The organism is Sphingomonas endolithica, from assembly GCF_025231525.1.
GTDB lineage: Bacteria > Pseudomonadota > Alphaproteobacteria > Sphingomonadales > Sphingomonadaceae > Sphingomonas > Sphingomonas endolithica.
This window is the reverse complement of record NZ_CP103057.1, coordinates 1716944-1740724: the sequence shown is the minus strand read 5'-3', so window position 1 is coordinate 1740724 and position 23781 is coordinate 1716944. Positions and strand designations below refer to the sequence as shown.

The 23781-nt window shown below is 64.1% G+C and carries 17 protein-coding genes and 1 pseudogene; 11 read left to right on the top strand and 7 right to left on the bottom strand.

Going from position 1 to position 23781, the window contains the following annotated elements:
* Positions 1 to 10: 10 nt before the first annotated feature.
* Positions 11 to 709 (top strand): SDR family NAD(P)-dependent oxidoreductase, encoded by a 699-nt coding sequence (locus NV382_RS08210; protein ID WP_260600017.1) that lies wholly within the window; start codon positions 11 to 13, stop codon positions 707 to 709.
* Here the strand turns inward: NV382_RS08210 and NV382_RS08205 are convergent.
* From NV382_RS08205 to NV382_RS08195, 3 genes are all read right to left on the bottom strand, one after another.
* Positions 706 to 1716 carry an aldose epimerase family protein gene (locus tag NV382_RS08205; RefSeq protein WP_260600016.1) on the bottom strand — a complete coding sequence of 337 codons (1011 nt, stop codon included), beginning with the start codon at positions 1714 to 1716 and terminating at the stop codon, positions 706 to 708. The two genes, NV382_RS08210 and NV382_RS08205, sit on opposite strands and share 4 nt — an antisense overlap.
* A gap of 58 nt (positions 1717 to 1774) precedes the next feature.
* A complete protein-coding gene (locus NV382_RS08200; protein ID WP_260600015.1) occupies positions 1775 to 4570 on the bottom strand; it encodes a TonB-dependent receptor in 2796 nt (931 codons plus the stop codon).
* 111 nt (positions 4571 to 4681) lie between these two features.
* A complete protein-coding gene (locus NV382_RS08195) occupies positions 4682 to 6904 on the bottom strand; it encodes an alpha-galactosidase (protein ID WP_260600014.1) in 2223 nt (740 codons plus the stop codon).
* A gap of 114 nt (positions 6905 to 7018) precedes the next feature.
* Between NV382_RS08195 and NV382_RS19745 the strand changes: the two are divergent.
* Positions 7019 to 7680: pseudogene (locus NV382_RS19745) on the top strand (IS6 family transposase).
* 213 nt (positions 7681 to 7893) lie between these two features.
* On the opposite strand, the gene NV382_RS08180 reads toward NV382_RS19745, so the two are convergent.
* Complete coding sequence (locus NV382_RS08180) at positions 7894 to 10218, bottom strand: TonB-dependent receptor (protein WP_260600011.1); 2325 nt, start codon at positions 10216 to 10218, stop codon at positions 7894 to 7896.
* Between the two features lie 430 nt (positions 10219 to 10648).
* On the opposite strand from NV382_RS08180, the gene NV382_RS08175 reads away from it, so the two are divergent.
* From NV382_RS08175 to NV382_RS08140, 8 genes are all read left to right on the top strand, one after another.
* Positions 10649 to 11608 (top strand): aldo/keto reductase, encoded by a 960-nt coding sequence (locus NV382_RS08175; protein WP_260600010.1) that lies wholly within the window; start codon positions 10649 to 10651, stop codon positions 11606 to 11608.
* A 23-nt stretch (positions 11609 to 11631) separates the two neighbouring features.
* Positions 11632 to 12606 (top strand): TauD/TfdA dioxygenase family protein, encoded by a 975-nt coding sequence (locus NV382_RS08170; RefSeq protein WP_260600009.1) that lies wholly within the window; start codon positions 11632 to 11634, stop codon positions 12604 to 12606.
* On the top strand, positions 12606 to 13724 hold the full coding sequence (locus NV382_RS08165; RefSeq protein ID WP_260600008.1) for an ABC transporter substrate-binding protein: 1119 nt from the start codon (positions 12606 to 12608) through the stop codon (positions 13722 to 13724). The genes NV382_RS08170 and NV382_RS08165 overlap by 1 nt, the downstream gene beginning before the upstream one ends.
* The gene (locus NV382_RS08160) at positions 13724 to 14590 is read left to right on the top strand and encodes an ABC transporter permease (protein ID WP_260600007.1); all 867 of its coding nucleotides are present in this window, start codon (positions 13724 to 13726) and stop codon (positions 14588 to 14590) included. The genes NV382_RS08165 and NV382_RS08160 overlap by 1 nt, the downstream gene beginning before the upstream one ends.
* Positions 14587 to 15327 (top strand): ABC transporter ATP-binding protein, encoded by a 741-nt coding sequence (locus NV382_RS08155; protein ID WP_260600006.1) that lies wholly within the window; start codon positions 14587 to 14589, stop codon positions 15325 to 15327. The genes NV382_RS08160 and NV382_RS08155 overlap by 4 nt, the downstream gene beginning before the upstream one ends.
* A complete protein-coding gene (locus NV382_RS08150) occupies positions 15324 to 16700 on the top strand; it encodes an LLM class flavin-dependent oxidoreductase (RefSeq protein WP_260600005.1) in 1377 nt (458 codons plus the stop codon). The genes NV382_RS08155 and NV382_RS08150 overlap by 4 nt, the downstream gene beginning before the upstream one ends.
* Entirely contained in the window at positions 16697 to 17515 is an 819-nt protein-coding gene (locus NV382_RS08145; RefSeq protein ID WP_260600004.1) for an NADPH-dependent oxidoreductase, read from the top strand. The genes NV382_RS08150 and NV382_RS08145 overlap by 4 nt, the downstream gene beginning before the upstream one ends.
* A 142-nt stretch (positions 17516 to 17657) precedes the next feature.
* Positions 17658 to 18266, top strand: coding sequence for an alpha/beta hydrolase (locus NV382_RS08140; RefSeq protein WP_260600003.1), 609 nt, complete (start codon positions 17658 to 17660; stop codon positions 18264 to 18266).
* Between the two features lie 72 nt (positions 18267 to 18338).
* Here the strand turns inward: NV382_RS08140 and NV382_RS08135 are convergent, their stop codons facing one another.
* Positions 18339 to 19034, bottom strand: coding sequence for an O-methyltransferase (locus NV382_RS08135; RefSeq protein ID WP_260600002.1), 696 nt, complete (start codon positions 19032 to 19034; stop codon positions 18339 to 18341).
* A 131-nt stretch (positions 19035 to 19165) separates the two neighbouring features.
* On the opposite strand from NV382_RS08135, the gene NV382_RS08130 reads away from it, so the two are divergent.
* The gene (locus NV382_RS08130) at positions 19166 to 19978 is read left to right on the top strand and encodes an AraC family transcriptional regulator (protein ID WP_260600001.1); all 813 of its coding nucleotides are present in this window, start codon (positions 19166 to 19168) and stop codon (positions 19976 to 19978) included.
* 198 nt (positions 19979 to 20176) lie between these two features.
* Here NV382_RS08130 and NV382_RS08125 read toward each other — a convergent pair whose 3' ends face one another.
* Entirely contained in the window at positions 20177 to 22345 is a 2169-nt protein-coding gene (locus NV382_RS08125; RefSeq protein ID WP_260600000.1) for a TonB-dependent siderophore receptor, read from the bottom strand.
* A gap of 467 nt (positions 22346 to 22812) precedes the next feature.
* Positions 22813 to 23703, bottom strand: a complete 891-nt coding sequence (locus tag NV382_RS08120) for a LysR substrate-binding domain-containing protein (protein WP_260600351.1) — start codon at positions 23701 to 23703, stop codon at positions 22813 to 22815.
* Positions 23704 to 23781 lie beyond the last annotated feature (78 nt).

Here is a 23781-nt window from a genome sequence, read left to right as displayed (position 1 = left end):
CGAGGGTAAGGTGGCGCTGATCACAGGCGCCGCGGGTGGCATCGGCCATGCTGTGGCCGAAGCCTTTGCCAAGGCCGGCGCCGCGCTCGCGCTGGTCGATCGCGCAGCAGGGCAGATGTCGCTTGATGGCTTGGGCGACGCTCTGGCGATACCGTGCGACGTCGCCGATGCCGCCGCCCTAAACGCCTCGGTTGACGAGACGCTCGACCGCTTCGGGCGTTGGGATGTGCTGGTCAACGTCGCTGGCATCATGCTGTTCAAGCCGATCGAGGAGCATGACGCGGCCGACTGGCAGCATTTGCTGGCGATCAACCTGATCGCGCCGGCGCTGTTGACCGGCCATGCGCTGCGTCATCTGCCGCGTGGCGGCGCGATCGTGAACATCGCCTCGGTGCATGCGTGGCGCACCTCGGCGATGGTGTCGTCCTACGCGGCGTCAAAGGCGGCAATGGCCAGCCTGACCCGCTCGACCGCGATCGAGGGGCGCGAACGCGGCATTCGCTGCAACGCCATCCTGCCCGGCGCGATCGATACCGCGCTGTTGCGCAACAGTCCCAATATTCGCTCGGGCGTGGAAGTCATCGATCCTGCGGATATAGGCCAGCCCGAGGATATCGCCGCGTTGGCGCGGTTCCTCGCCTCCGACGAGGCGCGCTTCATTACCGGCGCGGAGATGGTCGCCGATGGCGGCCGGTTGGCGCGGCTCTAACCGACGCCGAAGCGCAGCCGGGTCTCGGCGCGATAGGTGTCGCCGGGGTTGAGCCGGGTGATCGGGAAGTCCGGCCGATTAGGGCTGTCGGGCCAATGCTGCGCCTCGAGACATACACCCGAGCGTGGTGCGAAGCGGCCGCCGAGAAAATTCCCGCTATAGAGTTGCAAGCCGGGCTGGTCGGTTGAGACGATTAGCGTCCGCCCGCTGGCCGGGTGGTGGAGCCGCGCCACCGGCCGCATCCCAGCCATGTCGAGCAGATAATTGTGATTATAACCGCCGGCGTGGCGCAATTGTTCTTCTTCTCCGTCGATCCGCGATCCGATCGGTCGCGCGACCATGAAGTCGAACGGAGAGCCGGCAATCGCCAGCCGTTCGCCGGTCGGCAGGTTGGCCGCATCGATCGCGAGGATGTGGGTCGAATCGATCGATACCTGATGGTCGAGGATCGAGTTGCGTGGATCGCCCGAGAGATTGAAATAGCCGTGCGACACGAGATTGACGTGCGTCGGTCGCGTCGTCATCGCAGTGTAGACGATGGCGAGCTCGCCATCGTCAGCCAGGGTGAAGTCGGCGACTGCGTCGAGCGCACCGGGATAGCCCTGATCGCCATCCGGACTGTGCAGCGTCATCGTAACGTGTCGATCGTCCGCCGCGACGATTGTCCACATCGCGTGATGGAAGTTGCGCGCGCCGCCATGAAGGTGGTTGGGCGCTTCATTGGCGCTGAGCGGATAGCGCACGCCATCCAGCACGAACGCCGCGCCGGCGATGCGGTTGGCGAACCGGCCGCAGGTCGCGCCGAGATAAGCGTCGGGATCGGCGCCGCCGGCCGCCGGATAATCGGACGGATCGTCATAGCCGAGCAGTATGTTGGCGAACCGCCCCGCGCGGTCGGGCGTCTCGACTGCCATCAGCGTTGCGCCGAGATTGGTCAGGCGGACGATAACCCCGTCCGGCGCGCGTAGGGTGACGACGGCTGCCGCCGGAAGGTTCGTATTGGGCATCGCGGGAGATGTAGCTCGCCCGCATCCATGCGTCAGGCGCGAATGCGGGCGGCTAGGCTTAGAAGTTGAAGCGCACGCCGGCGGTGATGCGTCGGCCCTGGTCAGACACGGTGATCAATCGCTCCTTGAAGCGCGAATAGCTGCGGAACTTCTTGTCCGTCACGTTTAGCGCTTCGGCATAGAGAGACACGTTCGGCGTGACCTTGATAGATCCGCTGAGATCGATCTGGCTGTAGCCGAAGATGTTCTCCGGCTCGCTTTGCGGCCCGAACGTCTGGCGCAGGAACGGCGCACGCCAGTTATAGGCGCCACGAAGCTGCAGCAGATTGTTTTCGAAGAACATCACGACGTTTGCGGTGTCCGACAGGCCCTCGACGTTGAAGGTCTGGTTGCTGAGCGACGGATCGAATCGGATCGAGCTTTTCACCAGCGTGTAGTTCGCCGTCACGCCCAGCCCGTTGAACGGTGCGGGCAGGAAATCGAACGTGCTCTGCGCCGAAGCCTCGAGCCCATAGACTTCGCCCTTTTGCGAATTGAACGGGCGATTGGCCAGGAACGTCAGCCCGAAATATTCTTCCGGTTGCTGGCCGGAGATGATGAAATTCTCCAGCTTCTTGTAGAAGCCAGCCAGACTGACATAGCTGGTACGGCTGAGGTAATAATCGACCGACGCATCCGCGTTCCATGCCAGGAACGGCTTCAAATACGGGTTGCCGCCGCTGATCGTATTGGAATTGGGCGGGCGGAAGGTGAAGTCCTGCGACAGGCCAAGTCGGCTCAGCGTCGGACGGGTCAGCGTGCGAGATCCCGCCAGGCGGAACGACAGCGCGTCGTTCACGTCGAGCCGGAAGTTCAGTGTCGGCAACAGATAGGTGTAGCTATTGCTGGCGTCGACGGGGACGGTCGGGCTGTACACTGGCACGGCGGACGTCGGATCCGCCGGGTTCTGAATGATATTCGTCAGCGTTACCGAATAGCCGGTGGCGTAAAGGTCGGTGTGGATCAGACGAGCGCCGGCCATTGCCGACCAGCGGCTGCTACCCATATCGCCGCCGAACGACGCCTGCAGATAGCCGGCATAGGTATTCTCGCGCACAGTGCCCGATCCGCGGTCACGATCGATCGGATCGAGGCTGTTATTGTTGCCCGCATAGACGGCGAGGAAACGGTTGCGTGCGGCGATCGCTTCCGGCGAATTGTCGCCCACTTGGTTCACGGCGGCAGCCGACCCGTAATATTGCGCAAGCGCGGCGCCATCGTAATCGAGCCACGTCAAGTTGCGCCCCTGCACGTTGGCGCTGAAATCCGTAAACAGGCTTGCAGGCGCGAGCGCCTGATAACCGCAATAGAAGCAGCCGAGCGGCTCTGGCGATTCACGCGATACCGTGATCTTCTTGCGGTTGGTGAACAGCGCGCCACCTTGCAGCTTGTTCAGCAGGCCGCCGAGATCCCAGGTCACATCGAACGTGCCCTGGTTGACCGTATCGCCATTGCGCCCGCCGCGTTCCGAGCAGCAGTGCAGCCGCGGCGCCGACTTGTCGTTGGTCGCCAGCGTGTTGGTGATCGACGGCAACCCGCCCGGGCCATCCAGCGTGAAGGTCGGCGTGACGCCCACCTGGCGCGTGCCGACGACGTAGAAGAGCTGGTCGGCGGCGTCGCGCGAGTTGGAGTGTGCGGCATCGAACACGAGCGTCAGATCCTCGCTCGGCTTCCATTCGGCGTTGAAGCCGATCTGGTAGGTGCGGGCGTCCTGCGGGGCGGTCGAGACGATATTGTCCGAGGCGAGACCGGATGTCGCGGTGGCCGGGAGGACGGCAAACTGCGTCGCTGTGCCGTTGTCATTGACCGTTGCGGTGGTGATGCGATCGGGATCGGTATAATAGCCAAGCTGGTTGGTGCGGCTCTCCACCTTCTGCTGGGTGTAGAGCGCGTCGAGCTTGAACTTCAGCGTATCCGACACGTTCCAGTCCACAGCGAACGTCCCGCCGATCCGCTCGCGCTCGCTTTCGGTGGCGGTGAAGTTGGTCGTGCGGGGCAGCGCGACCCCGCTGCGATCCTTGATCCCGTCGCCATTGGTGTCGATCGTCTGCCCGGTGATCCAGCCGTCGGTGCTGATGTTGGTGAGATTGAACTTGCGCTTGTCATAGACGAAACTGACCAGTGCGCCGAACGTGCGATCCTCGTTCGATCCGCTCAACACGCCCGAGGCGAACGGCGTGACCTTGTCTGATGTATTGTCGTGGCGGCCGGCAACATTGCCGGCGAAATGCAGGCCGGCGCGGTCGGTCGGGCGGGCGGTGCGCAGGATCACGGTCGATCCGATGCCGCCCTCCTGCAGTCGTGCTTCCGAAGATTTGTAGACTTCGGCGCCGGAGATCAGCTCCGACGACAGGATGTCGAACGAGAAGGAACGGCCACCCGCCTCGGTCGACAGCAGGCGGTTGTTGAGCAGGACGGTGTTGAATTCCGGCCCCAGCCCGCGGACCGTGATGCCGCGGCCTTCGCCGTTGACGCGGTCGATCGACACACCGCTGATGCGCTGCAGCGATTCAGCGATATTGGCATCGGGGAAGTCGCCGATGTCCTTGGCCGAGATTGCATCGACCACGCCGATTGTGTTGCGCTTGATCTCCAAAGCGTTGGCCAGACTGGCGCGGATGCCGGTGACGACGATATCGCTGCCTTCGTCGGTCGACGCCGCATTCGGATCGATCTGCGCGCCAGTATCCGGATTTGAAGCCTGCCCCTCGGGGCTCGGCGCGGTAGCGCCGGACTGGGCGAAGGCGGGCAAAGCGGGGACGGTGAGACACACCCCCGACAACAGAGCGACGATTGGACGGCGCAACCTTTTCACGATGATTCTCCCCTGAGCGTTTGTAGTTGGGAGCAGAATAAATATGACATTAAATGCTGTCTAGTGAAAAAGACACACGCTGAAATCTTTCGGCGGCGCGCCCGGCGCCGCCTATCTGGTGCGTGTCAGGATGAAGCCGACGCCTTGAAAGTCACCCTGCAGCGTGACGTCGACGCCGTGGTTCATCCAATAGGCGCCACTGGCCAGCAATGGCATCGTCACGGGCGGGGGAGCGCCATCCATCGTCTCCACCTGGTATTGCGCATCCGGATCGAGACCGCGCAGCGCGATCGTCGGCATGACATCCAGTTTCTGCGTCGATCCGATCAGCGTGAAGAGCGCGGCCTGGCTGCGATCCGCGGCGACATATAGGTTGGTCCAGCGCCGATCCGCCTCGCTCGCGCGGTTCAGCCGGTAGAGCTGGCCCCGCTGCACGGTTTGCCGAATTCGCTTGTACGACTGCACGTAGCGTCGTGCGACTAGAAAGTCCCAATCCTGCCATTTGTTGAGATTGGTACCGATGCCGAGCCCGCCCTGCATCGCTGAGAGAAAGCGGAACGAGAGCGCGGTCTGCCGCTTGTTCACCCAGTTCGGACTATCGGTGACCCACGCCATCATCGCGCCGGGGGCATAGGCCTGCGTATAGCCGTCCTGGATCGACAGCCGATCGAGCGGATCGGTATTGTCCGATGGCCATACCTGATCGGTGCGCGCCATGATGCCGAGATCGACCCGGCCGCCGCCGCCGGAGCAGCTTTCGATCTCCACCCCCGGATGCCGTTTGCGCAGCTCGTCGATGATCCAATAGAGGTTGCGGACATAGGCGACATAGATAGTCTGCTGGTCGTTGACGTCGGCATCCGGCCAGCCCGGCTCGGACCAATTGCGATTATAATCCCATTTGAGAAAGGCGATGTCGTTCTTCGTCAGCAAGGCGTCGAGCTGTTGTAGGACGTGATCGCGCACGTCGGTGCGCGCCAGATTGAGCACCAGCTGATTGCGCCCCTGCGTCTTCGGCCGCCCCTGGAACTGCATCGCCCAATCGGGATGTGCGCGGAACAGGTCGCTGTCTTCGTTGATCATTTCCGGCTCGACCCACAAGCCGAAATCCATGCCTAGCGCCTTCACCCGGCTGATCAGCGGGGTGAGTCCGTTGGGAAATTTGGTTGGATTGACGGTCCAGTCGCCGAGCCCGGCCTTATCGTTGTTGCGCGCGCCGAACCAGCCGTCATCCATCACGAAGCGCTCGACGCCCAAGGTGGCGGCGCGTTCGGCCAACGCGATCTGGCCAGCTTCGTTGACGTCGAATTCGGTCGCTTCCCAGCTATTGTACAGTACCTTGCGCAACGGCACGTGGCCATCGTGCTGCGGCAGGATACGATCGCGTTGGAAGGCGTGGAACACGCGCGATGCGCCGCCGCGCCCATGATCGGAGAAGCCGATATAGAAAGTCGGCGTGGCCAGCGTTGCGCCGGACTTCAGGCGATAGGCGAAATCAAACGGGTTGTAGCCGCCGACGATCCGGATCCGCCCAGTCACGTCCTGATCGAAGCTCAAGCGCCACGATCCGCTCCATGCCAGCGCGCCGATCCAGGCCGGCCCGTCCTCCTCGGTGGTGGTCGCGCGGGTGATCTGGAACCACGGATTGTTCTGGCTGCCGGTCGAGCCGCGGCGGCTTTCGAGTACAGTCGAGCCGGCGGTCAGCGGGCGTTCCTGCAACGTCCATTCCGCCGCCCAGCGCCCGGTCGAATAATGCAGGCGATAATCGTAGGCGACCGGCAGCGTCAGTCCAGCCGCGGCGGCCTGGTCGACGCGGACGTCGCCCGCGCCGCGATTCTCGATGACCGCCGACCTGGCGATCACCCCGGTGGCACGGTCGATCGTGTAGGTCAGCGTGACGAACAACGGCCGGTCGAGATCGCTTAGCGTCACGCGGATCGTATCGCCCGACACTTCGTGGCTGCGATAATAGAGGACCAGGTCGCGATTGCCGTCCGGATAGGTGACCTTCAATGCAGGCTCGGCGTATAATCCGCCGCCCTGGCCGGCATATTCCTGCGGTACCACGTTGGTGGTGACGTCGAAGCCGCTCAAGCCGGACAGTTCCGGCGCGGCGAGCGGCGCGCGATCCGGCAGGCGCTTGCCCCAATAGACCGATTGCAGAATGCCCGCGACGTTGACCTTGAAGGCGTAGGTGACATCGCCGCCATCCAACCGGAAAATCTTGTTCTCCTTGTCGTAGCGCGCTTGGGCGAAGGCTGTTGCCGGGGCGCCCATCGCGCCAAGTGCGCACAACGCTCGTATCCAGACATTGAACCGCTGCCGCTTATCCATCTTGTTTCCTCTCTACCAAAGGCCACCCTATAAAGTCATATTTATTTCCGCAAGGGTCATGGGTGTCAGGCCTAGTGCACCGTTCGTCAGGCGGGGCAGGGTAGGGCGACTTGCATGCCCGCCCCGCGCAAGCCCGCCAGCCCGTTTCGCTACTTCAGTTTATCGCCCGAGGTGATCCGCTTGGTTGTCATGATCCACGTGCGGTTTCCGCTATCGCTGCGCAACATCGAGGATCTGCTGTCCGAGGGCGGTATCGACATCTGTCATGAGACGGTTCGGACGCATCGGAACAGGTTCGGGACGATGTTCGCCGGGACCTGGACGAGTTGTACGTAAAGTTGAGTAGTGAGATGGTCTACCTCTGGCTAGCGGTCGATCGCAAGGGCGCGATCCTCGAGAGCTACATCACCAAGGCCCGCGACAAGGAGGCAGCGCTGCGCTTCATGAAGAAGGCGCTGAAGCGCCATGGCAGCCCTGAGGCGATAACCACCGACGGTCTACGATCCTATCGTGCAGCGATGAACGAGCTTGGTAACGCTGAGAAGCAGGAGGTCGGACGCTGGGCTAACAACCGGGTGGAGAGCCGCCATTTGCCTTTCCGACGAAGCGAGCGAGCGATGCTCAGGTTCAGGCGGATGGAGACGCTACAGAAGTTCGCCAGCCTCCACGCCAACGTTCACAACCACTTCAACCTCGAACGCCATTTCGTTGACCGCCAGAACTACAAGGAACGCCGCTCAGCCGCGCTGGCTGAGTGGGCTCAGATCGCGAGCTAGGCGGTGATGCTCAAAGAGCGAAATGCAGCGTGTGGAGAGCGGTTCGCATTAGACTGACAGCACCGCTGCGATCGACCGCCGTCCAATTTGTTCGAACAACGATCACGATGCCGAGCCTCACCGATCGGGTAAGATCGCCCTTTCTTATTCTTTACGCGACCACAGTCGAGCACTTCGCTGTGGACCGCGATTGCAACGGTCTCGATGCAGCTCTTAGAACACGACCCGCAGCGTGGCACCAGCCGTGCGCGGGGTGCCGAGCTGTCCGGCATAGGCGAATGGTGAGGTGCCGACGATCGCGGTGGTTGTCAGGTTCTGGAAATACTCCTTGTCGAAAACATTGCTGATCCAGGCCGATAGGTCGTAGCGGCCCTTAGCAAAGGCTGCGCCGACGCGGAGATTGGCCAGCACATAGCCGTCGATGCGACTGTACGGGCCGGCGTCGGCGGTGCCGAAGGTGCTCGAGCGGTAGCTGATTTGTGCCAGCGCATAGGGACGCGTGCCGTTCGGCAAATCGACATGATAGTCGATCGTGCCGTTTCCGACCCATTTCGGCGCCTGGAACAGCGGCCGACCGGTCAGATCGCATACGCCGCTCACCCCCACCGGGCATGGTGCATTGGCGTAGCGTTTGTAGGTCGCATCGTTGTACGAGCCGTTGCCGCTGATCGTCAGCGTGTCGTTCAGCCGCACCAGAGCGTCAAACTCCACCCCACGCGAGCGCACGTCGCCGACATTGGCGAGATAGGAGCGGTTGCCATTGGTCGGCACGATATTGGCCTGTAGCCCGGACAGATCGGTCGAGAACGCGCTGAGGTTCAGCGTCACGCGCCGGTCGAGCAACTGGCTCTTCAGCCCCAGCTCCCAATTCTTTACCTTCTCGGGCGCCAGCACCAGCGGCGTGCCGGCCGAAACCGCCGCGTTGAGGTTCAGCCCTGACCCCTTGTAGCCGGTCGAATAGGAGGCATAGGCCAGCACGTCGTCAGCCAGCTTGTACGAGATGCTGGCAAGGTAGGAGAGATTGTCGTCTTTCACCTTCACATCGTAGTGGAACGGGATCGACGTCGCCGCATAGGGCGTGCCAACGGTCGAGGTGTCGGATACGCCCGAGCGTTTGTCGCGCGTATAGCGCAGGCCGCCGGTCAGCGTCAGCCGGTCGGTCACCGCGTAATTGGCTTGGCCGAACGCGGCGATGCTATCAACCGTCGTCTCGACATCATCGAGATATTGCGAGCCCGGCGCGATCACGATCGCCGCCGCCGCCGGATTGGCGAGCCGCGTATAGGTGGTGTAGAAGGCGCTCGCGTCGGTGCCGAACTGGTTGAGGATGAAATGATCCGTCAGCCGCTGATGGAACAGGTACGCGCCGGCCTGCCAGCTGAACCGTCCGGCGTTCGATGCCAGCCGGAATTCCTGTGAATATTGATCGTCCTTGGTCTGCGCGACATTGACCTGGATGACGTCGAGCGGCGTGCCGTCACTGTCCTGCAGCGGGCTGAAATGCCAGTAGCGCCAGGCCGAGATCGAGGTCAGCGTGGCGAAGCCCAGATCCCAGTCGGCCTGCAGCGACACGCCTTTCTGGTCGGTCTTCATGTTCTGTAGCGAATTGTTCTGTGTGTAGTCGAGGCTGCGCTTGGGCACATAGCCGAGTGCCGCCAGAGCCTGCAGCGTGCGGCCGGTGGTCGCGCTCAGCGTGGCGGGCAGCACCAGCTTGGTCGCGCTGACGCAGCACGTATCGTCCTCCTGCGAATAATCCGCCGACAGGCGTAGCGTGAGATTGGGCGACGGCGTCGCCAACAACTGGATGCGGCCACCGCTGCGCCCGACGCTGTTGGCATCCACCCCGGTCTTGATATTGTCGAGCACGCCGTTCCGATGCGTATTGAACCCGGTTGCACGGAAGGCGAGCAACCCGTCGATCACCGGGCCGGTCACGCTGATGCGTTCCTGGTTGTAGCCGTAATTGCCCAGCGACAGCTCGGCCGTGCCGCCAAAGGTGAATTCGGGCTTGCGCGTCGTGATGTTCAGCACGCCCGCCGAATTGTTCCGCCCGAACAACGTGCCCTGCGGGCCGCGCAGCACTTCCACCCGATCGACGTCGATCAGGTCGGACAGTGCCATGCCCGGTCGTCCGAGATAGACGTTGTCGATATACACGCCGACCGATGTATCGAGGCCATCGGACGCGGTGGACACGCCGATGCCGCGAATTCCGATCGAGCTGTTGCGCGGATTGGAATTGAAGGCGGTGAGGCTGGGCGTCTGGAACTGCACGTCGGTCAGCGTGTAGCCACCCGTGCGCTCGAGCGAGGCGCCAGTCAGCACCGACAGGGCGATCGGCACGTCCTGTGCGCGCTCGGCCTGGCGCCGCGCGGTGACGACGACATCCCCACCGACATCGGCTGGCGTTGGTTCGTCAACGGCCATGTCGGGGGCCGCAGTCTCAGCCCGATCCGGCTCGGCATGAGCCGGCCGGACCGTCAGCAGCAGCAAGGCGACCGACGATAGTAACAATGCACGACGAGAACTTGACGCCATTTCTTTATCCCGAATTCCCTGAACCACGCCGTGGCCGGAGGCGCGCTGGAGGGCTTCGCCTCCCACGCCCACGACCATGGATCGACCCCATCAGGGTTCGCGCGAATTCCCACTAAGTCAATCGGATTATACAAGTAGCATGCGGCGGCGGGGCGATAGAAAATCTACTTGCGGCAGCCGCGCTGGCGAACGCATCGGCGGCACGACGATGATCTTGCCTGCTGATATCACTAGCAATTTACAGGCCAGTCGCGTTGCCGGCGTCCCCGCAGCCCAGGATCCGCCCCCCGGCAACCGGGCTTCGCTGATCTCCTACTAGAACGCTATGGATTCTGTGCCGGCTTAAAGCTTTTCTACGTTCCCCAATCGGTTCGGCGAGCGCACCCTTGCGTCGCTAGGCCCGTGAGTGGCCGCGTCTCAGGAGATGCCAATGCCCGATCTCGGAACTCTCAGCGTCAGCCGCCTAGGCTTCGGCGCAATGGGTCTCTCCAACACCTATGGCCAGGCCGACGATGCCGCGTCGATCGCCACGATCCACCGCGCGATCGACCTGGGTGTCACGCTGTTCGATACCGCGACCGGCTATGGCGAGGGACATAACGAGCGGCTGCTGGGCGAAGCGATCCGCGCCCGGCGTGACGAACTGGTCATTGCCAGCAAGTTCGTTCACCGGCCGAATGGCGGCGGTGCGGAAGTCGCGCCAGTGCAGCCGCGCGCCGCCGTCGACGCCAGCCTCAAGCGGCTCGGCGTCGAGCGGATCGATCTCTATTATCTCCACCGCGTCGATCCGCTGATCGCGATCGAGGAGTCGATCGGCGAACTCGGCCGGCTCGTGGAAGCGGGCAAGATCGGCGCGGTCGGCGTATCCGAAGCGACGGCCGACGGCATCCGCCGCGCACACGCCACCTATCCGCTGACCGCGCTGCAGAGCGAATACTCGCTATGGACGCGCGACGTGGAGGTCGAGATCCTGCCGACGGTGCGCGAGCTGGGCATCGGCTTCGTCGCCTATAGCCCGCTCGGTCGCGGCTTCCTTGCCGGCGCGGAAGTGACCGATCCGAACGACCGCCGCCTGATCCATCCGCGCTTCCTGCCCGAGGCGGTCGCTGCCAATAGCCAGCGCCGCGCGACGATCGAGCAGGTCGCCAAGCGCGTCGGCGCAAGCGTCGCGCAGGTCAGCCTGGCCTGGGTGCTGTCCAAGAATGTCGTGCCGATCCCGGGCACGCGGCACATCGAACATCTCGAAGCCAATTGGGCCGCGAACGATCTGGTGCTCGATGCGGAATCGCTCGTCGCGCTGGAAGCGGCGTTCCCACGCGGCGCCACCACCGGCGCGCGCTACCCGAGCGAGGCGCTGAAGCTGGTGCCGCCCGAACCCGTCGCCGCCTGACCCATCCGAGCAAGGAGAATCTCATGAGCACCGTCACTGCACTACGCAGCAATACTGCCGACCGCTTCAGCTACGATCACATCAAGGTCGAGCCCGTCACCCCGACGATCGGCGCCGAAATCAGCGGCGTCGACCTGCGCCAGCCGATCGGCCCGGAAGTCGCCGCGGATATCCAGAAGGCGCTGCACGACTGGCGCGTCGTGTTCTTCCGCGATCAGGATATCAGCAACGATCAGCTGAAGGCGTTCGGCCGCGCGTTCGGGCCGCTCACCCCGGCGCACCCGATCTCCGAGGGCCTCGAAGACCATCCCGAGATCTGGGAACGCAGCGTCGAGGAATATCGCGCGCGCCGCAACCGCACCGATGCCGCCCCGCCGGGCCGCGAGCCGCCACGCGATTACAAGGGCTGGCATATCGACATCACGTTCGTCGCCAACCCCAACCGCTATTCGATCCTGCACGGCGTCGAGATCCCGCCATTCGGTGGGGACACGTTGTTCGCCAATCTGATCGCCGCATACGAAGGACTGTCGGCGCCGATCCGCGGCCTAATCGACGGGCTGCAGGCGGTGCACCGGACCAGCGCCTACGACAACGCCAATACCAAGCCGCGCCGCGACGGGCGCTCGACCGGGCCGTTCGTGTCGCTCCACCCGCTGGTCCGCGTCCACCCCGAGACGGGCGAGAAGCTGCTGTTCCTCAATCCCGGCACGATCAGCCATATCGTCGGGCTGAAGGAGCCGGAGAGCAAGGCACTGCTCGACCTGCTGTTCTACGAGGCGACCCGGCCGGAATATCAGGTGCGATTCCACTGGAAGCCCAAGTCGCTGGTGGTGTGGGACAACCAGGCCGTCGCGCATGCCGGGCCGATCGATTATGCGCATTTCGATCTGCCGCGCTCCGTGCGCCGCATCACCGTCGCCGGCGATCTGACGCGCGGACCCGACGGCTTCGTCTCGCAGCCGCTGGAAGGCGACCTCTTCAACGTGCTCGGCTGATGGCGCGCGCGGCCCGGTCCCGACATCGCTCCAAACCGTGGGGCTTTATCGGCCTGGCCGCGTTCGTCGCGGTCACCATCGCCTTGCTGTTCGTGTTCGCGCCCAACCGCCGCCCGGCGCTCGCTGCCGGCGCAGGGCTGGCGGAGACCGCGCCGCTGCCCGACACCGTGCCCAAGGGCACGGTGCTGGTGGTCGGCGACCCGGTGACGCAATGGGTGTTCGAACATCTCGGCTGGGGGGCGAAGCTGCCCTTCACCCTTAAATGGGCGCAGATCACCGGCGGCCCGGACGTGACCGAGGCGTTCCACGCGCATGCGCTGGATTTGGGGCTCGGCGCCAACGTGCCGCCGCTGCACGCCACCTGGGTCGGCATTCCGGTCAAGATCATTGCTTTCCGCCAACGGCGCGATCCGCTCAACCATCCCGCCTTCGTGCTCGCCATCGCGCCCAAGGCCGGGATCCGCACGCTCGCCGACCTGCGCGGCAAGCGCATCGCGTTCAGCCCCAGCCAGGTGCAGGGCCAGATCGTATTGCAGACGCTGAAGGCGCTTGGGCTTCGTAAAAGCGACGTTACCTTGGTCGAGCTGCCGTCGAGCATCGGCGGCGACGTCTATACCAGTGCGCTGGCCAGCAATCTCGTCGATGTCGCGCCGGTCGGCGGCGGGATCGTCGCCGAACGCTATCTGCGCAAGTTCGCGCAGGACGGTGCCAAGATCCTCGCCCATCCCGATTTCCGCGACGATGCCGTGCTCGCTTACGTGCCGGTCGAGGTGCTGCGCGACCCCGCCAAGGCGGCGGCGCTCAAGCAGTTCGCTTATTGGTGGGGCCGCGCGCAGGCCTGGCAGCAGACCCACCCGGACGAACTCGCGCGCGGCTATTACGTCGAGCATCAGGGCCTGCCGCTGGCCGATGCGAAGCTGATCGTCGCCGCGGCGGGCGAGACGCAGATCAGCCGCAGCTGGGACCAGCCGATTGCGTACCAGCAGGCGGCGATCGACCTGCTCGCGCCCGAAATGGGCAAGCCGCGCTTCGACGCGGCGACGATCTTCGACCGCCGTTTCGAAACCATCGCCGCAAATGGCTTCGCCGCCCAGATCGCCGGAACACAGGAGCCGTGATGAACGCCCCTTTTGCCAATATAACGTCGCTGCAGTCGGTGCCGGTCGCGGTCGACGCGCTGCCGAGCGACCTGACCGATCGCCGCGGCACCCGCCGGCTCGGGTTGAAGACGCCGCTCGCCTGGGGTTGGCTACTCGGGCCGCTGCTGCTGCTGCTCTATTGGTCGGTCTTCTCGATCACCGGCTTCCTCGACACGCGCATCCTGCCCGCGCCATGGACCGCGATCACCGCCGGCTACGAGTTGATCAGCGACGGGCGCCTGCAGCAGAATCTCGCAGTATCGGCGTGGCGCGCGGCGCAGGGGCTGGCGTTCGGCGCCACCGCCGGGGTGCTGCTCGCCTTGATCTCGGGGCTCAGCCTGCTCGGCGGCTATGTCATCGACGGGCTGGTGCAACTGAAGCGCGGCATCCCGGTACTGGCGCTGATTCCGTTCATGATCCTGTGGTTCGGCGTCGGCGAGGCGATGAAGATCACCGTCATCGCGGTCACTGTGTTCGCGCCGATCTATATCCATACGCACAGCGCCCTGCGTGCGATCGATCTCAAGCAGGTCGAATTGGCCGAGACGTTGGGGCTCGGGCGGCTCGCCTTCATCCGCCACGTCGTGCTGCCCGGGGCGCTGCCCGGCATGTTGCTGGGCTTACGCTTCGGCGTGACCGCAGCGTGGCTCGCATTGGTGGTGGTCGAACAGCTCAATGCGACCAGCGGCATCGGTTACATGATCACGCTGGCGCGCAATTATGCGCAGACCGACGTCATGCTGGTCGGGCTCGTCGTCTATGCCCTGCTCGGGCTCGGCTCGGATGCCGTCGTGCGCGTGATCCAGCGGCGCGCGCTTACCTGGCGTCGGACGCTCGGGGCATGAGCGTCGTCCGCATCCGCGGCCTGGTGCGCCGCTTCACGCAGAAGGGCGTGCTCGACGGCGTCGATCTCGACATCGCGCGCGGCGAATTCGTCGCGTTGCTCGGGCGCAGCGGTTCGGGCAAGAGTACCTTGCTCCGCGCGCTCGCCGATCTCGATCACGAGGCGGAGGGATCGGGCGAGATCGTTGTGCCCGATCGCTTGTCGGTGGTGTTCCAGGATGCGCGGCTGCTGCCGTGGAAGCGCGTGCTGGATAACGTGATCCTGGGGCTCGAGGGCAAGGATGCGCGCAAGCGTGGCCTGGAGGCGCTGGCCGAAGTCGAACTGACCGGGCGCGAGCGTTCCTGGCCCTACGAACTTTCCGGCGGCGAGCAACAGCGCGTCGCGCTTGCCCGCTCGCTGGTGCGCCGGCCCGAATTGCTGCTCGCCGACGAACCGTTCGGCGCGCTCGATGCGCTGACCCGCATCCGGATGCACGTCCTGCTCCGCCGCCTCTCGTCCACGCACAACCCCGCGGTGCTGCTCGTCACGCACGATGTCGATGAGGCGATCGAGCTCGCCGATCGTGTCGTGGTGCTCGATGCCGGCCATATCGTCGCGGATATCAAGGTCGCGCTGCCGCTCGACGGCCCGGCCCGCCGCGACCGCTTCGCGCAGTTGCAGCACGAACTGCTCGCCCTGCTCGGCGTCGAGACGGACGGCCTCACGCAATATTCCCACCGGCAAAGGATCACCGCATGACCCAAGACCGCACGCTGCGCCTCGGCGCTTTCCTCCAGGCGACCGGGCATCACGTCTCGGCCTGGCTGCACCCGGAGACGCAGGCCGATGCCGGGCACAATCTCGATCATTACAAGCAGATCGTGCAGACCGCTGAGCGCGGCAAGTTCGATCTCGTGTTCGTCGCCGACAGCCCCGGCGGCTATGCCGACTTTACCGACGAGGCGACCTTCCGCCAGAACGCCAAGGCGGCGCATTTCGAGCCGATCACTTTGTGGTCCGCTTTGTCGCAGGTGACCTCGCGGATCGGCTTCGTCGCCACGTCGACCACCACCTACGAGGATCCGTACACGACGGCGCGCAAGTTCGCTTCGCTCGACTGGATCTCGGGCGGCCGTGCGGCGTGGAACGTCGTCACCACCGGTGCCGACGTCTCGGCCAATTTCAGCCAGCCTGCGCACCTCGAACATTCGAAACGCTACGAGCGCGCCGAGGAGTATATCGATGTCGTGAAAGGCCTGTGGGACAGTTACGAAGACGACGCCTTCGTGCGGGATCGCGATGCGGGCGTGTATCTCGACATCGATAAATTCCATCTTCTGGCTCACGAGGGCGAGCATTTCCAGGTGCGTGGCCCCCTCAACATCGCCCGCCCGCCCCAGGGCTATCCGGTGATCGTCCAGGCCGGCGCGTCGGAGCCGGGCCGCGAACTTGCCGCGCGTACCGCCGAAGTGATCTTCACCGCCAACCTGATCCTGGCCGATGCGCAAGAATTCTACGCCGACGTAAAGGCGCGGCTCACGCGCTACGGCCGGCGTCCCGAACAATTGCTCGTCATGCCCGGCATCTTCCCCGTGCTCGGCGGCAGCGAGGCCGAGGCCAACGCCAATTACGAGGAACTGCAGTCGCTGGTCCATCCCGCGATCGCCTTGGGCATCTTGCGCCGCCATTATCAGGGCTTCGACCTCACGGGCTACGATCTTGACGACATCGCCCCACCGCTGCCCAGCGACACCAACGGCAGCAAGAGCCGCCTCAAGCTCGTCTCCGATCTGGTCGAGCGCGAACGGCCCACGCTGCGCCAGCTCTACCGCCAGGTCTCGACAGCGCGCGGCCACCTGACCAGCGTCGGCACGCCCGAACAGATCGCCGACGTGATCCAGACCTGGTTTGAACAGGGCGCGGCGGACGGCTTCAACATCATGCCGCCGATCCTCCCGACCGGGCTCACCGACTTCGTCGATCAGGTGGTGCCGATCCTGCAACGCCGCGGCCTGTTCCGTGAGGAATATGAGGGGCGAACGCTGCGTGACAATCTTGGCCTGCAGCGTCCGCCGAACGGCCTCGCCCGCCGCGATGCGCCGCAGGACCATCGCGAGGTCGTGCACGCATGAGCGCCGATCAGGCGCTCCGCCAGCGTTATCGACGCCCCGACGCGCCCACGCCGGTGGGCGATAATGCGACCCTGCGTACCTTGCTCGATCACCGCTCCGTCCGCGCCTACCTGCCCGATCCGCTTGCGCCCGGCACGATCGAGACGCTGATCGCCGCTGCACAATCTGCGCCGACATCGTCCAATCTGCAGCCATGGAGCGTCGTCGCGGTGCAGGATCCGGTGCGCAAGGCCCGGCTGGCTGCGCTGGCCGGCGACCAGAAGCATATCGTCGAGGCGCCCCTGCTGTTGGTCTGGCTGATCGATTTCCACCGCTTGATCCAGATTGGCGCGGCCCGCGGCACGCCACCGGCGGCATTGGACTATCTCGAAAGCTTCGTGCTGGGCAGCGTCGATGCGTCACTCGCGGCGCAGAATGCCGTCGTCGCATTGGAGTCGCTGGGGCTCGGCGCGGTCTACATCGGCGGTATCCGCAACAGGCCGGCCGAGGTGGCGGCGGAACTCGGCCTGCCGCCACGGGTCTTCGCCCTGTTCGGCCTAGTCGTCGGCCGACCCGATCCGGCGCGCCCCGCGGCGGTTAAGCCGCGCCTGCCGCAATCGGCGGTGCTGTTCCACGAACGCTACTCCCCGGCCGAGGAGCAAGGCGCCGGGACGCCGGACTATGACGCGGCGCTGCGTGCCTTTCAGCGCGAGCAAGGCCTGCCCGAACGAGACTGGAGCGACCAGGCGCTGGAGCGCACCCGAGGCCCCGAGTCGATGGCAGGCCGTCATGTGTTGCGCGACGTGCTGCACGGCATCGGCTTCGCGCTGCGCTAACGAAACGGCGGCTCGGCTTCGCTACGGCGCACCGCGATGGCGGTCTGGCGCAACGCCGATTGCGCCGGCCGGGCTTCCGATTAGCCTCATCAAGCGCGCCTGATGATCGCGCGGAGTCGCCTGCCACGTGTGGAGGGACGTCATGAAGCCTGATGCCGAATTGACCCAAATGGGCACGGCGCTGTTGCTGTCGAGCGACGCGGATGGCGCACGCAAATCTCAACAGCTGCACTATCGTATCGAGCACGTTCGCGCGCTGTCACTGGTCTTCCATGCCGAACGGCCGAATGCCTTTTGGGCGATGCAGATCGACGATGCCGTGCGCGGCGCCACCGGGCCGATCGTCGTCGTTGCGCATGGCGCCTGCTGTCTGGCGTTCGCGCACTGGGCACAATTGTCGCCGGCTTCCTATACCGCCCCGATCGCCGGCGCGGTGTTGCACCTGCCGTCCGCGATCATCGCATCGCCACCGCCCGGCGTGCCCGCCAGCAGCCCGCGGATGCGGCTGCCCTTCCCATCGCTGCTCGTATCCGATGCCAGCCCGCAGGTGGACGCGGTGCTTGCCCAGGCGGATGTCTGGGGCAGTCGGTTCATCGACGCGGCGGCACACGACAGCGTCTATCGTAGCGATCTCCGTGGCAATGCCTCCTACGCGGAGCGCGCGTTGATGACGGTATTGCTCGGCCGCATTGATCCCTCCGAAAGCGATCGGCAACATCCTCGATGGCCGCAACGGTCGCGCGCTTCATGAACAGACCCAGCAGCGCCTTGCTGAGCCGGTCGGGTACTTTCGTGGCGCTGGGATACGATCCTACAGGAACCGTCATAGGGTTCTCACGGCGAATTCGTTGCCGCGGCCTTCGTCGATCGCGAGCGTCTGCGCGATATAGCCGTTCGCCGGATTGCGGACATACTCAAGATACTCTTCCGCAAACGCGTTCTCGGCGAGGATGACCGCGCCAGGTCGCAATCGCGGCTCGATCAGCTTGAGCACCGACAGGTAGAGGGACCATGCGCCGTCGATCAATGCCAGGTCGATCTCTCCGCTGACATCCTTGAGCGTTTCGAGTGCATCCCCCACGCGAATGTCTACCAGATCGGCAAGGCCAGCCGCTTCGAGATGCGCGCGTGCCCGCGCCGCCTTGGCTGGCTCCAGCTCGGATCCGATGAGTAGGCCACCACCGTTGTCGCGCAACGCAGCGGCGAGATAGATGGTGGAGACGCCCATCGAGGTGCCGAACTCCACGATCCGCGTCGCCTTGCAGGCGCGTGCTACCGCGTAGAGGAAGCGGCCATAGTTGGGCGTTACGGACAGGTAGTGCTCGGCATGTTCGCGATATACCTTGGGATAGTCGGCGCGCTCGTCGGCAATCAGCTGCGCCGCGGCTTGCTCGATCGTACTGCCCGATGCTTCCAGGCTGGCCATCATCTTCTGGATGAATGGGCCGTCGGCGACCTCTGCATCGCGGTGAAGTTGCGTCAGTAGCTGGGCGACGTGGCCGCTGTTCAAGGTATTCATAATGCCCTCTCTGTGAAGCCGATCATACTGGACCGGTACGATGCGAGCAGATATGGAATGCGCAACCTGCCGTCATTCCGAAGGCTGGACAGATTGTTATCCGAATCCGCCACTAAGCGCAGGACCGGTCTGTGCCGCTCCTGAACGATCTCTCGGACGAGACTGACTGGGTCGAGCCCGACGATGTGCCGCGTTCGGTCGTCACGTACGGCTTCGCGTCCGATACCTTTGGCGACTTCGAACTGGACCCGCACCATCATGCCAAGAGTCAGCTTCTGCTCGTCCAGCGCGGCGCACTGAGCTGCGAAGTAGCGGGTGGCATGTGGATCGTTCCACCCCGCAGCGCGATCTGGATACCGGGCGGCGCGGTCCATGCTATGAAGGTGACGGGCGCGCTGGAGGGCTATGGCGCCTTTGTTGACCCCGCTGCAGGCGTTAGCCTTCCAGCGACCTGTAGCACGGTATCGGTGACGCCGTTGCTGCGGGAACTCCTGATCCGCTCTGCCAATCTGCCACTCCTCTATGAGGAGGGCGGTGCGAACTCACGGCTGATGACGGTGCTGCTCGATGAACTGGCAGTTGCCAAGGCCGAGGATCTGCACCTGCCGATGCCGACGGATCCCCGTCTTCGCCGGATCATCGATCAAATGATGGCGGCGCCCGCCGACCGTGGAACGCTGGAGGTTTGGGCCGACAAGGCTGCCCTGAGCACACGGACGCTGGAGCGGCTGGTGCGGCGGGAGACCGGCATGAGCTTCGGGCGCTGGCGCCAGCAGTTTAGCGTGATCCTCTCGGTGAAGTGGCTTGCCGGAGGTGCCTCGATCCAGCAGGTCGCAGCGGACCTCGGCTATGAAAGCGTGCCGAGCTTCGTCACAATGTTCCGCAAGACCCTCGGCACCCCGCCTGGACGCTATATGGCGGAGCGCCACTCCCGCCGAACTTGAATGCCCCAGACACCTTACTTTGCATTCGTACGCTTTGGGCACGCGCATGGCGATCGGAGCCTTTAGCAGCACTTGAACCAGCGTCATCTTGGAAGCGGCCGCCCGGACCGCATTTTGAAGGTGCGGTAGAGGCGACTGCTTCCTGCCATTCCGTTGGCCTTTGTTGCAACGGGTTCGCCGAGGAATCCGGTAGCCTGATCAGAACCGGTAGTTAGCGCCGATCGTAAAGTTGCGTGGCTGGCCGTAGCGGTACTGGCCGAACGAGCCGACCTGGCTGTAGTACGTCTTGTCGAGCAGGTTCTCGACGTTGGCCTGCAGGCTGATGCGGTCGGTCACTCCCAGCCGGGCCATGAGATTGACGATGACGAAGCCGCGCTGCTCAAAGCGGAACGGCACGGACGGTGTCGTGCCGGAAATGGTGCCGTTGGAATAGGCGGAGCTGCGATAGTTCGCGCCACCACCGAAGGTCAGTCCCCCGAGAACGCCCGGCATAGTGTAGGTTGTGAACGCCTTCAGCAGCCGCCGCGGCTGATCGGTGTTGGCATCGACGTGGCTGGCATCGCGCGCCTTGAACTGGCTGTAGCCCACGTTGATGTTCCAGTTCGGCAGCGGGCTGCCCGTCGCTTCGACCTCGAAGCCCTCACTGACCACGCCATCCGCTGCCCTGTAGGGCTGGAACGGGAGCCCAGTGCCGGGGCGGGTGATCGGCGCGCCGTCGATCTGTGCCAGATTGTCCTGTTCGATCCGGAACAACGCCACAGAGGTCTGCAGCGCCTCGTTGAAGAACGCGCTCTTCAGACCGATCTCGTAGGCCTTGCCTTGGATAGGGTCGAGCTGGACGAAGTTACGGTCCTGCGCATCCTGCGGAAGGAAGATCGTCGTGTAGCTGGCATAGAGGCGGTGGTTCGGGGTTATGTCCGCCAAGGCCCCAACGTACGGGATGAAAACGTTCTTGTCGCCGTAATTGCGGGCAACCCCGTAAGCTACTCCATTCTGCCGGTAGGTAGCCAGGCGACCGCCGCCGATCACCTTCAGCCAGTCCGCGACGTTGACACGCAGGGCACCATAATAGCCAATCTGCCGGATTCGCTCCTGTTCGTTGATGGTCCCGATCTCGGAAAAGCCCGGAAACGGATAGGAGTTCTCGTTCCAGTCGTTGAAGTCACCGGCTGGGGGGAACAGGAAGTTGCCGAGCGGCTCCAGCTCGTTCAGCGCAGCATAGGTCTCGGTCTGGCGATTGATCTCGCTGTTCAGATAGCCAAGCACCAGCTCGTGGTCTCGACCGAGGACGGTGAGCTTGCCCTTGAGCTGCGCGTCATAGCTGTTCTGGATGCTCTCGCCGTAGGCGGAGTAGGGGTTGCTAGCCAGGCCGAGCCCGGTGTTCCGGTCGACATTGCCGAACAGATACAGGATCTGGGTGAACTGCGTGTTGCGCATCCGGTTGTAGTTGCCGGTCAGGCTCCAGCCGCCACCGAAGTCATGCGCCAGCGTCGCGAAGAAGTTCTGATTGACCGTGGTCCATGTCGTCCAGGGCTGCGCGGTGCTCTTGGAGCGATCCCACTTCGCAATCGTGCCGTCGCTGTAGAAGGTCGGCAGACTGCCCCAGAAGGCGCCCTTGGGCACGCTGCGCTGATGGCTGAAGCCGACGCGCAGCAGCGTGTCGTCCGTCACGTCCGCCTCAAGTGTGCCGTAGAGGACAAGCTTCTTGCTGCTGTAGAAGTCGGTGAACGCGTTGCCTTCCTCGTAGCGACCAACGCCGCGGACCCGGAGCCGTCCGTCAGCGGTAATTGCGCCGCCGACGTCACCGGATACCCGCCACGTGTCCCAACTTCCATAAGCTGCATTCAAATAGCCGCCCCAGTTCTCATGATCCGCGTGCTTGCGGACGAGGTTGATCGACGCCGAGGGATCACCCGCGCCGCTCAGTAGACCCGTTGCGCCGCGGACGATCTCGACCCGATCGTAAATCGACACGTCCGCGATGGTCTCGCCGCGATCGCCGCCCAGCGCCCACGCCGTCGGAACGCCGTCGATCTGGGTGTTCTGGATTTCGAAGCCACGGGCGAAGAAGGAGTTTCGGACGTCGTCGGTCTCGTTGACGGCAACGCCCACGGCATTCTCGATCACGTCGCGGACGCTGATCAGGTTCTGATCCAGGATGCGTTGCGAGGTCACGATGCTGACCGACTGCGGCGTTTCCCGGATGGTCAGACCCAAACCCGTGGCAGTGTCGATCCGATCGGGCAGCGTGTACGAGCCCCGTACGACGATGTCGTCGCTTCGCGCTGTCTCTTCGCGCTGCGCTTCGGTGCGCCCCTCGGGCGCATCGCTGGTCTGCGCGGCGGCTGGGAAAGCCAGCACGTTCATCGCAGACGCGAGAAGAAGCGATGTTCTGATCTTCAACGTAACCCCCATGGCCGATTGGTCCTGCGGGTCTGCGTTGCAGCTCCCGACGGTGCAGTCCTGCTAGGTTAGTTGAGAATAACTTGCAATAGCATTAGTGCATACGTTGCGCCGCTCCGTTGGGATCCAGGCTCCGTCGCCGGCCAGCTTCGTCTCATGAACTTGGGCGATTGGGCGCGGCATGACGATCGACAGGCATCAAGGAACGATCGGCCTTCGGTTTTCAAGAGCAGGGCGAGCCGATATGAAGCGCGTACAGAGCGTACGTGTCGGATCGAAGGTTGAACCGTCTTAGGACAGCCGCCAGTCGGGGGGGCACGTGCTGCAACGGCAGAAGTTCGCCAGCGTCCACGACCACGTTTACAACCACTTCATTCTCGAACGCCTACAGTCAGACCTACAAGGAAGCGCCGCTGGGCGGTGCCGTCATTCTACCTTCGAGCAAGAACCAGTTCGCTCAGGTGGAGCGCGGCGGTCGAGATGCCCTGTCGGCGGAGCATCCACAGACGGCTGAACGCTTCGGGATCGCTGAGCGGCCGGAAAACGATGTTTTCGGGGTGAAGAGAGCCCAGCGTCGGCGTTACGATCGTGATGCCCAATCCGGCGGATACCAGGCCGAGCAACGTGAAAGGTCCGGTTACTTCCTGGACAACTTTCGGCACGTAGCCGGCGCGGCTGCACAATTGTTTGAACAGGCTGTTGAACCCGGAAGCGAAGTCATTGCGGTAGAGAATGAATTCCGCGTCGCGCAGGTCGGCGGTGGTCGGGTCGGCGCTGGCATCAACCAGCGGGTGGTTCGCAGGCATGGCGACGACGAGCGGCTCGGTCATCAGCAAGCTTGCGTCGAACGCCATGGTCATCGTGAGCGGGTCGATATCGCGGACGAAGCCGAGTTCTATCGTCCCGGCATACAGTGCATCCAGCTGGGCTTTGGTGGACATTTCCGTCAGGTTGAGCTGCACCCGGGGATGGCTTTCGCGAAACGCCGCCAGTGCCTGCGCGACCATGGCGGTGAACGGCACCGAGGCGGCAAATCCGACCACGACTTCACCCAATTCGCCGAGCCCCGCGCTGCGTGCCACGCTAATTGCACGCGCGACCTGCGCCACCGCCTTTTGTGCTTCGAGCAAAAAGAGTTGCCCGGCCGGCGTCAGCGTCACGCGTCGGCTGGTCCGCTCGAGCAAGGCCACGCCCAATTCGTCCTCCAGCAGGCGGATTTGTTGGCTCAGCGGCGGCTGCGACATGCCAAGACGCGCCGCCGCGCGCCCGAAATGCAGCTCCTCCGCAACGTGGATGAAATATCGAAGATGCCGTAGTTCCATGCGATCAAGTCGTAATCGATATCGATCGGCACGCAACGCGTATTAGACGCATGGAAATGACTGCTGCATTGCACCATC

Excerpts from the sequence above, each read along its gene's own strand:
- NV382_RS08205 (WP_260600016.1), bottom strand. The coding sequence starts at position 1,716 with ATGCCCAATACGAACCTTCCGGCGGCAGCCGTCGTCACCCTACGCGCG.
- NV382_RS08195 (WP_260600014.1), bottom strand. The coding sequence starts at position 6,904 with ATGGATAAGCGGCAGCGGTTCAATGTCTGGATACGAGCGTTGTGCGCA.
- NV382_RS08180 (WP_260600011.1), bottom strand. The coding sequence starts at position 10,218 with ATGGCGTCAAGTTCTCGTCGTGCATTGTTACTATCGTCGGTCGCCTTG.
- NV382_RS08175 (WP_260600010.1), top strand. The coding sequence starts at position 10,649 with ATGCCCGATCTCGGAACTCTCAGCGTCAGCCGCCTAGGCTTCGGCGCA.
- NV382_RS08170 (WP_260600009.1), top strand. The coding sequence starts at position 11,632 with ATGAGCACCGTCACTGCACTACGCAGCAATACTGCCGACCGCTTCAGC.
- NV382_RS08165 (WP_260600008.1), top strand. The coding sequence starts at position 12,606 with ATGGCGCGCGCGGCCCGGTCCCGACATCGCTCCAAACCGTGGGGCTTT.
- NV382_RS08160 (WP_260600007.1), top strand. The coding sequence starts at position 13,724 with ATGAACGCCCCTTTTGCCAATATAACGTCGCTGCAGTCGGTGCCGGTC.
- NV382_RS08155 (WP_260600006.1), top strand. The coding sequence starts at position 14,587 with ATGAGCGTCGTCCGCATCCGCGGCCTGGTGCGCCGCTTCACGCAGAAG.
- NV382_RS08150 (WP_260600005.1), top strand. The coding sequence starts at position 15,324 with ATGACCCAAGACCGCACGCTGCGCCTCGGCGCTTTCCTCCAGGCGACC.
- NV382_RS08145 (WP_260600004.1), top strand. The coding sequence starts at position 16,697 with ATGAGCGCCGATCAGGCGCTCCGCCAGCGTTATCGACGCCCCGACGCG.
- NV382_RS08140 (WP_260600003.1), top strand. The coding sequence starts at position 17,658 with ATGAAGCCTGATGCCGAATTGACCCAAATGGGCACGGCGCTGTTGCTG.
- NV382_RS08135 (WP_260600002.1), bottom strand. The coding sequence starts at position 19,034 with ATGAATACCTTGAACAGCGGCCACGTCGCCCAGCTACTGACGCAACTT.
- NV382_RS08125 (WP_260600000.1), bottom strand. The coding sequence starts at position 22,345 with ATGAACGTGCTGGCTTTCCCAGCCGCCGCGCAGACCAGCGATGCGCCC.
- NV382_RS08120 (WP_260600351.1), bottom strand. The coding sequence starts at position 23,703 with ATGGAACTACGGCATCTTCGATATTTCATCCACGTTGCGGAGGAGCTG.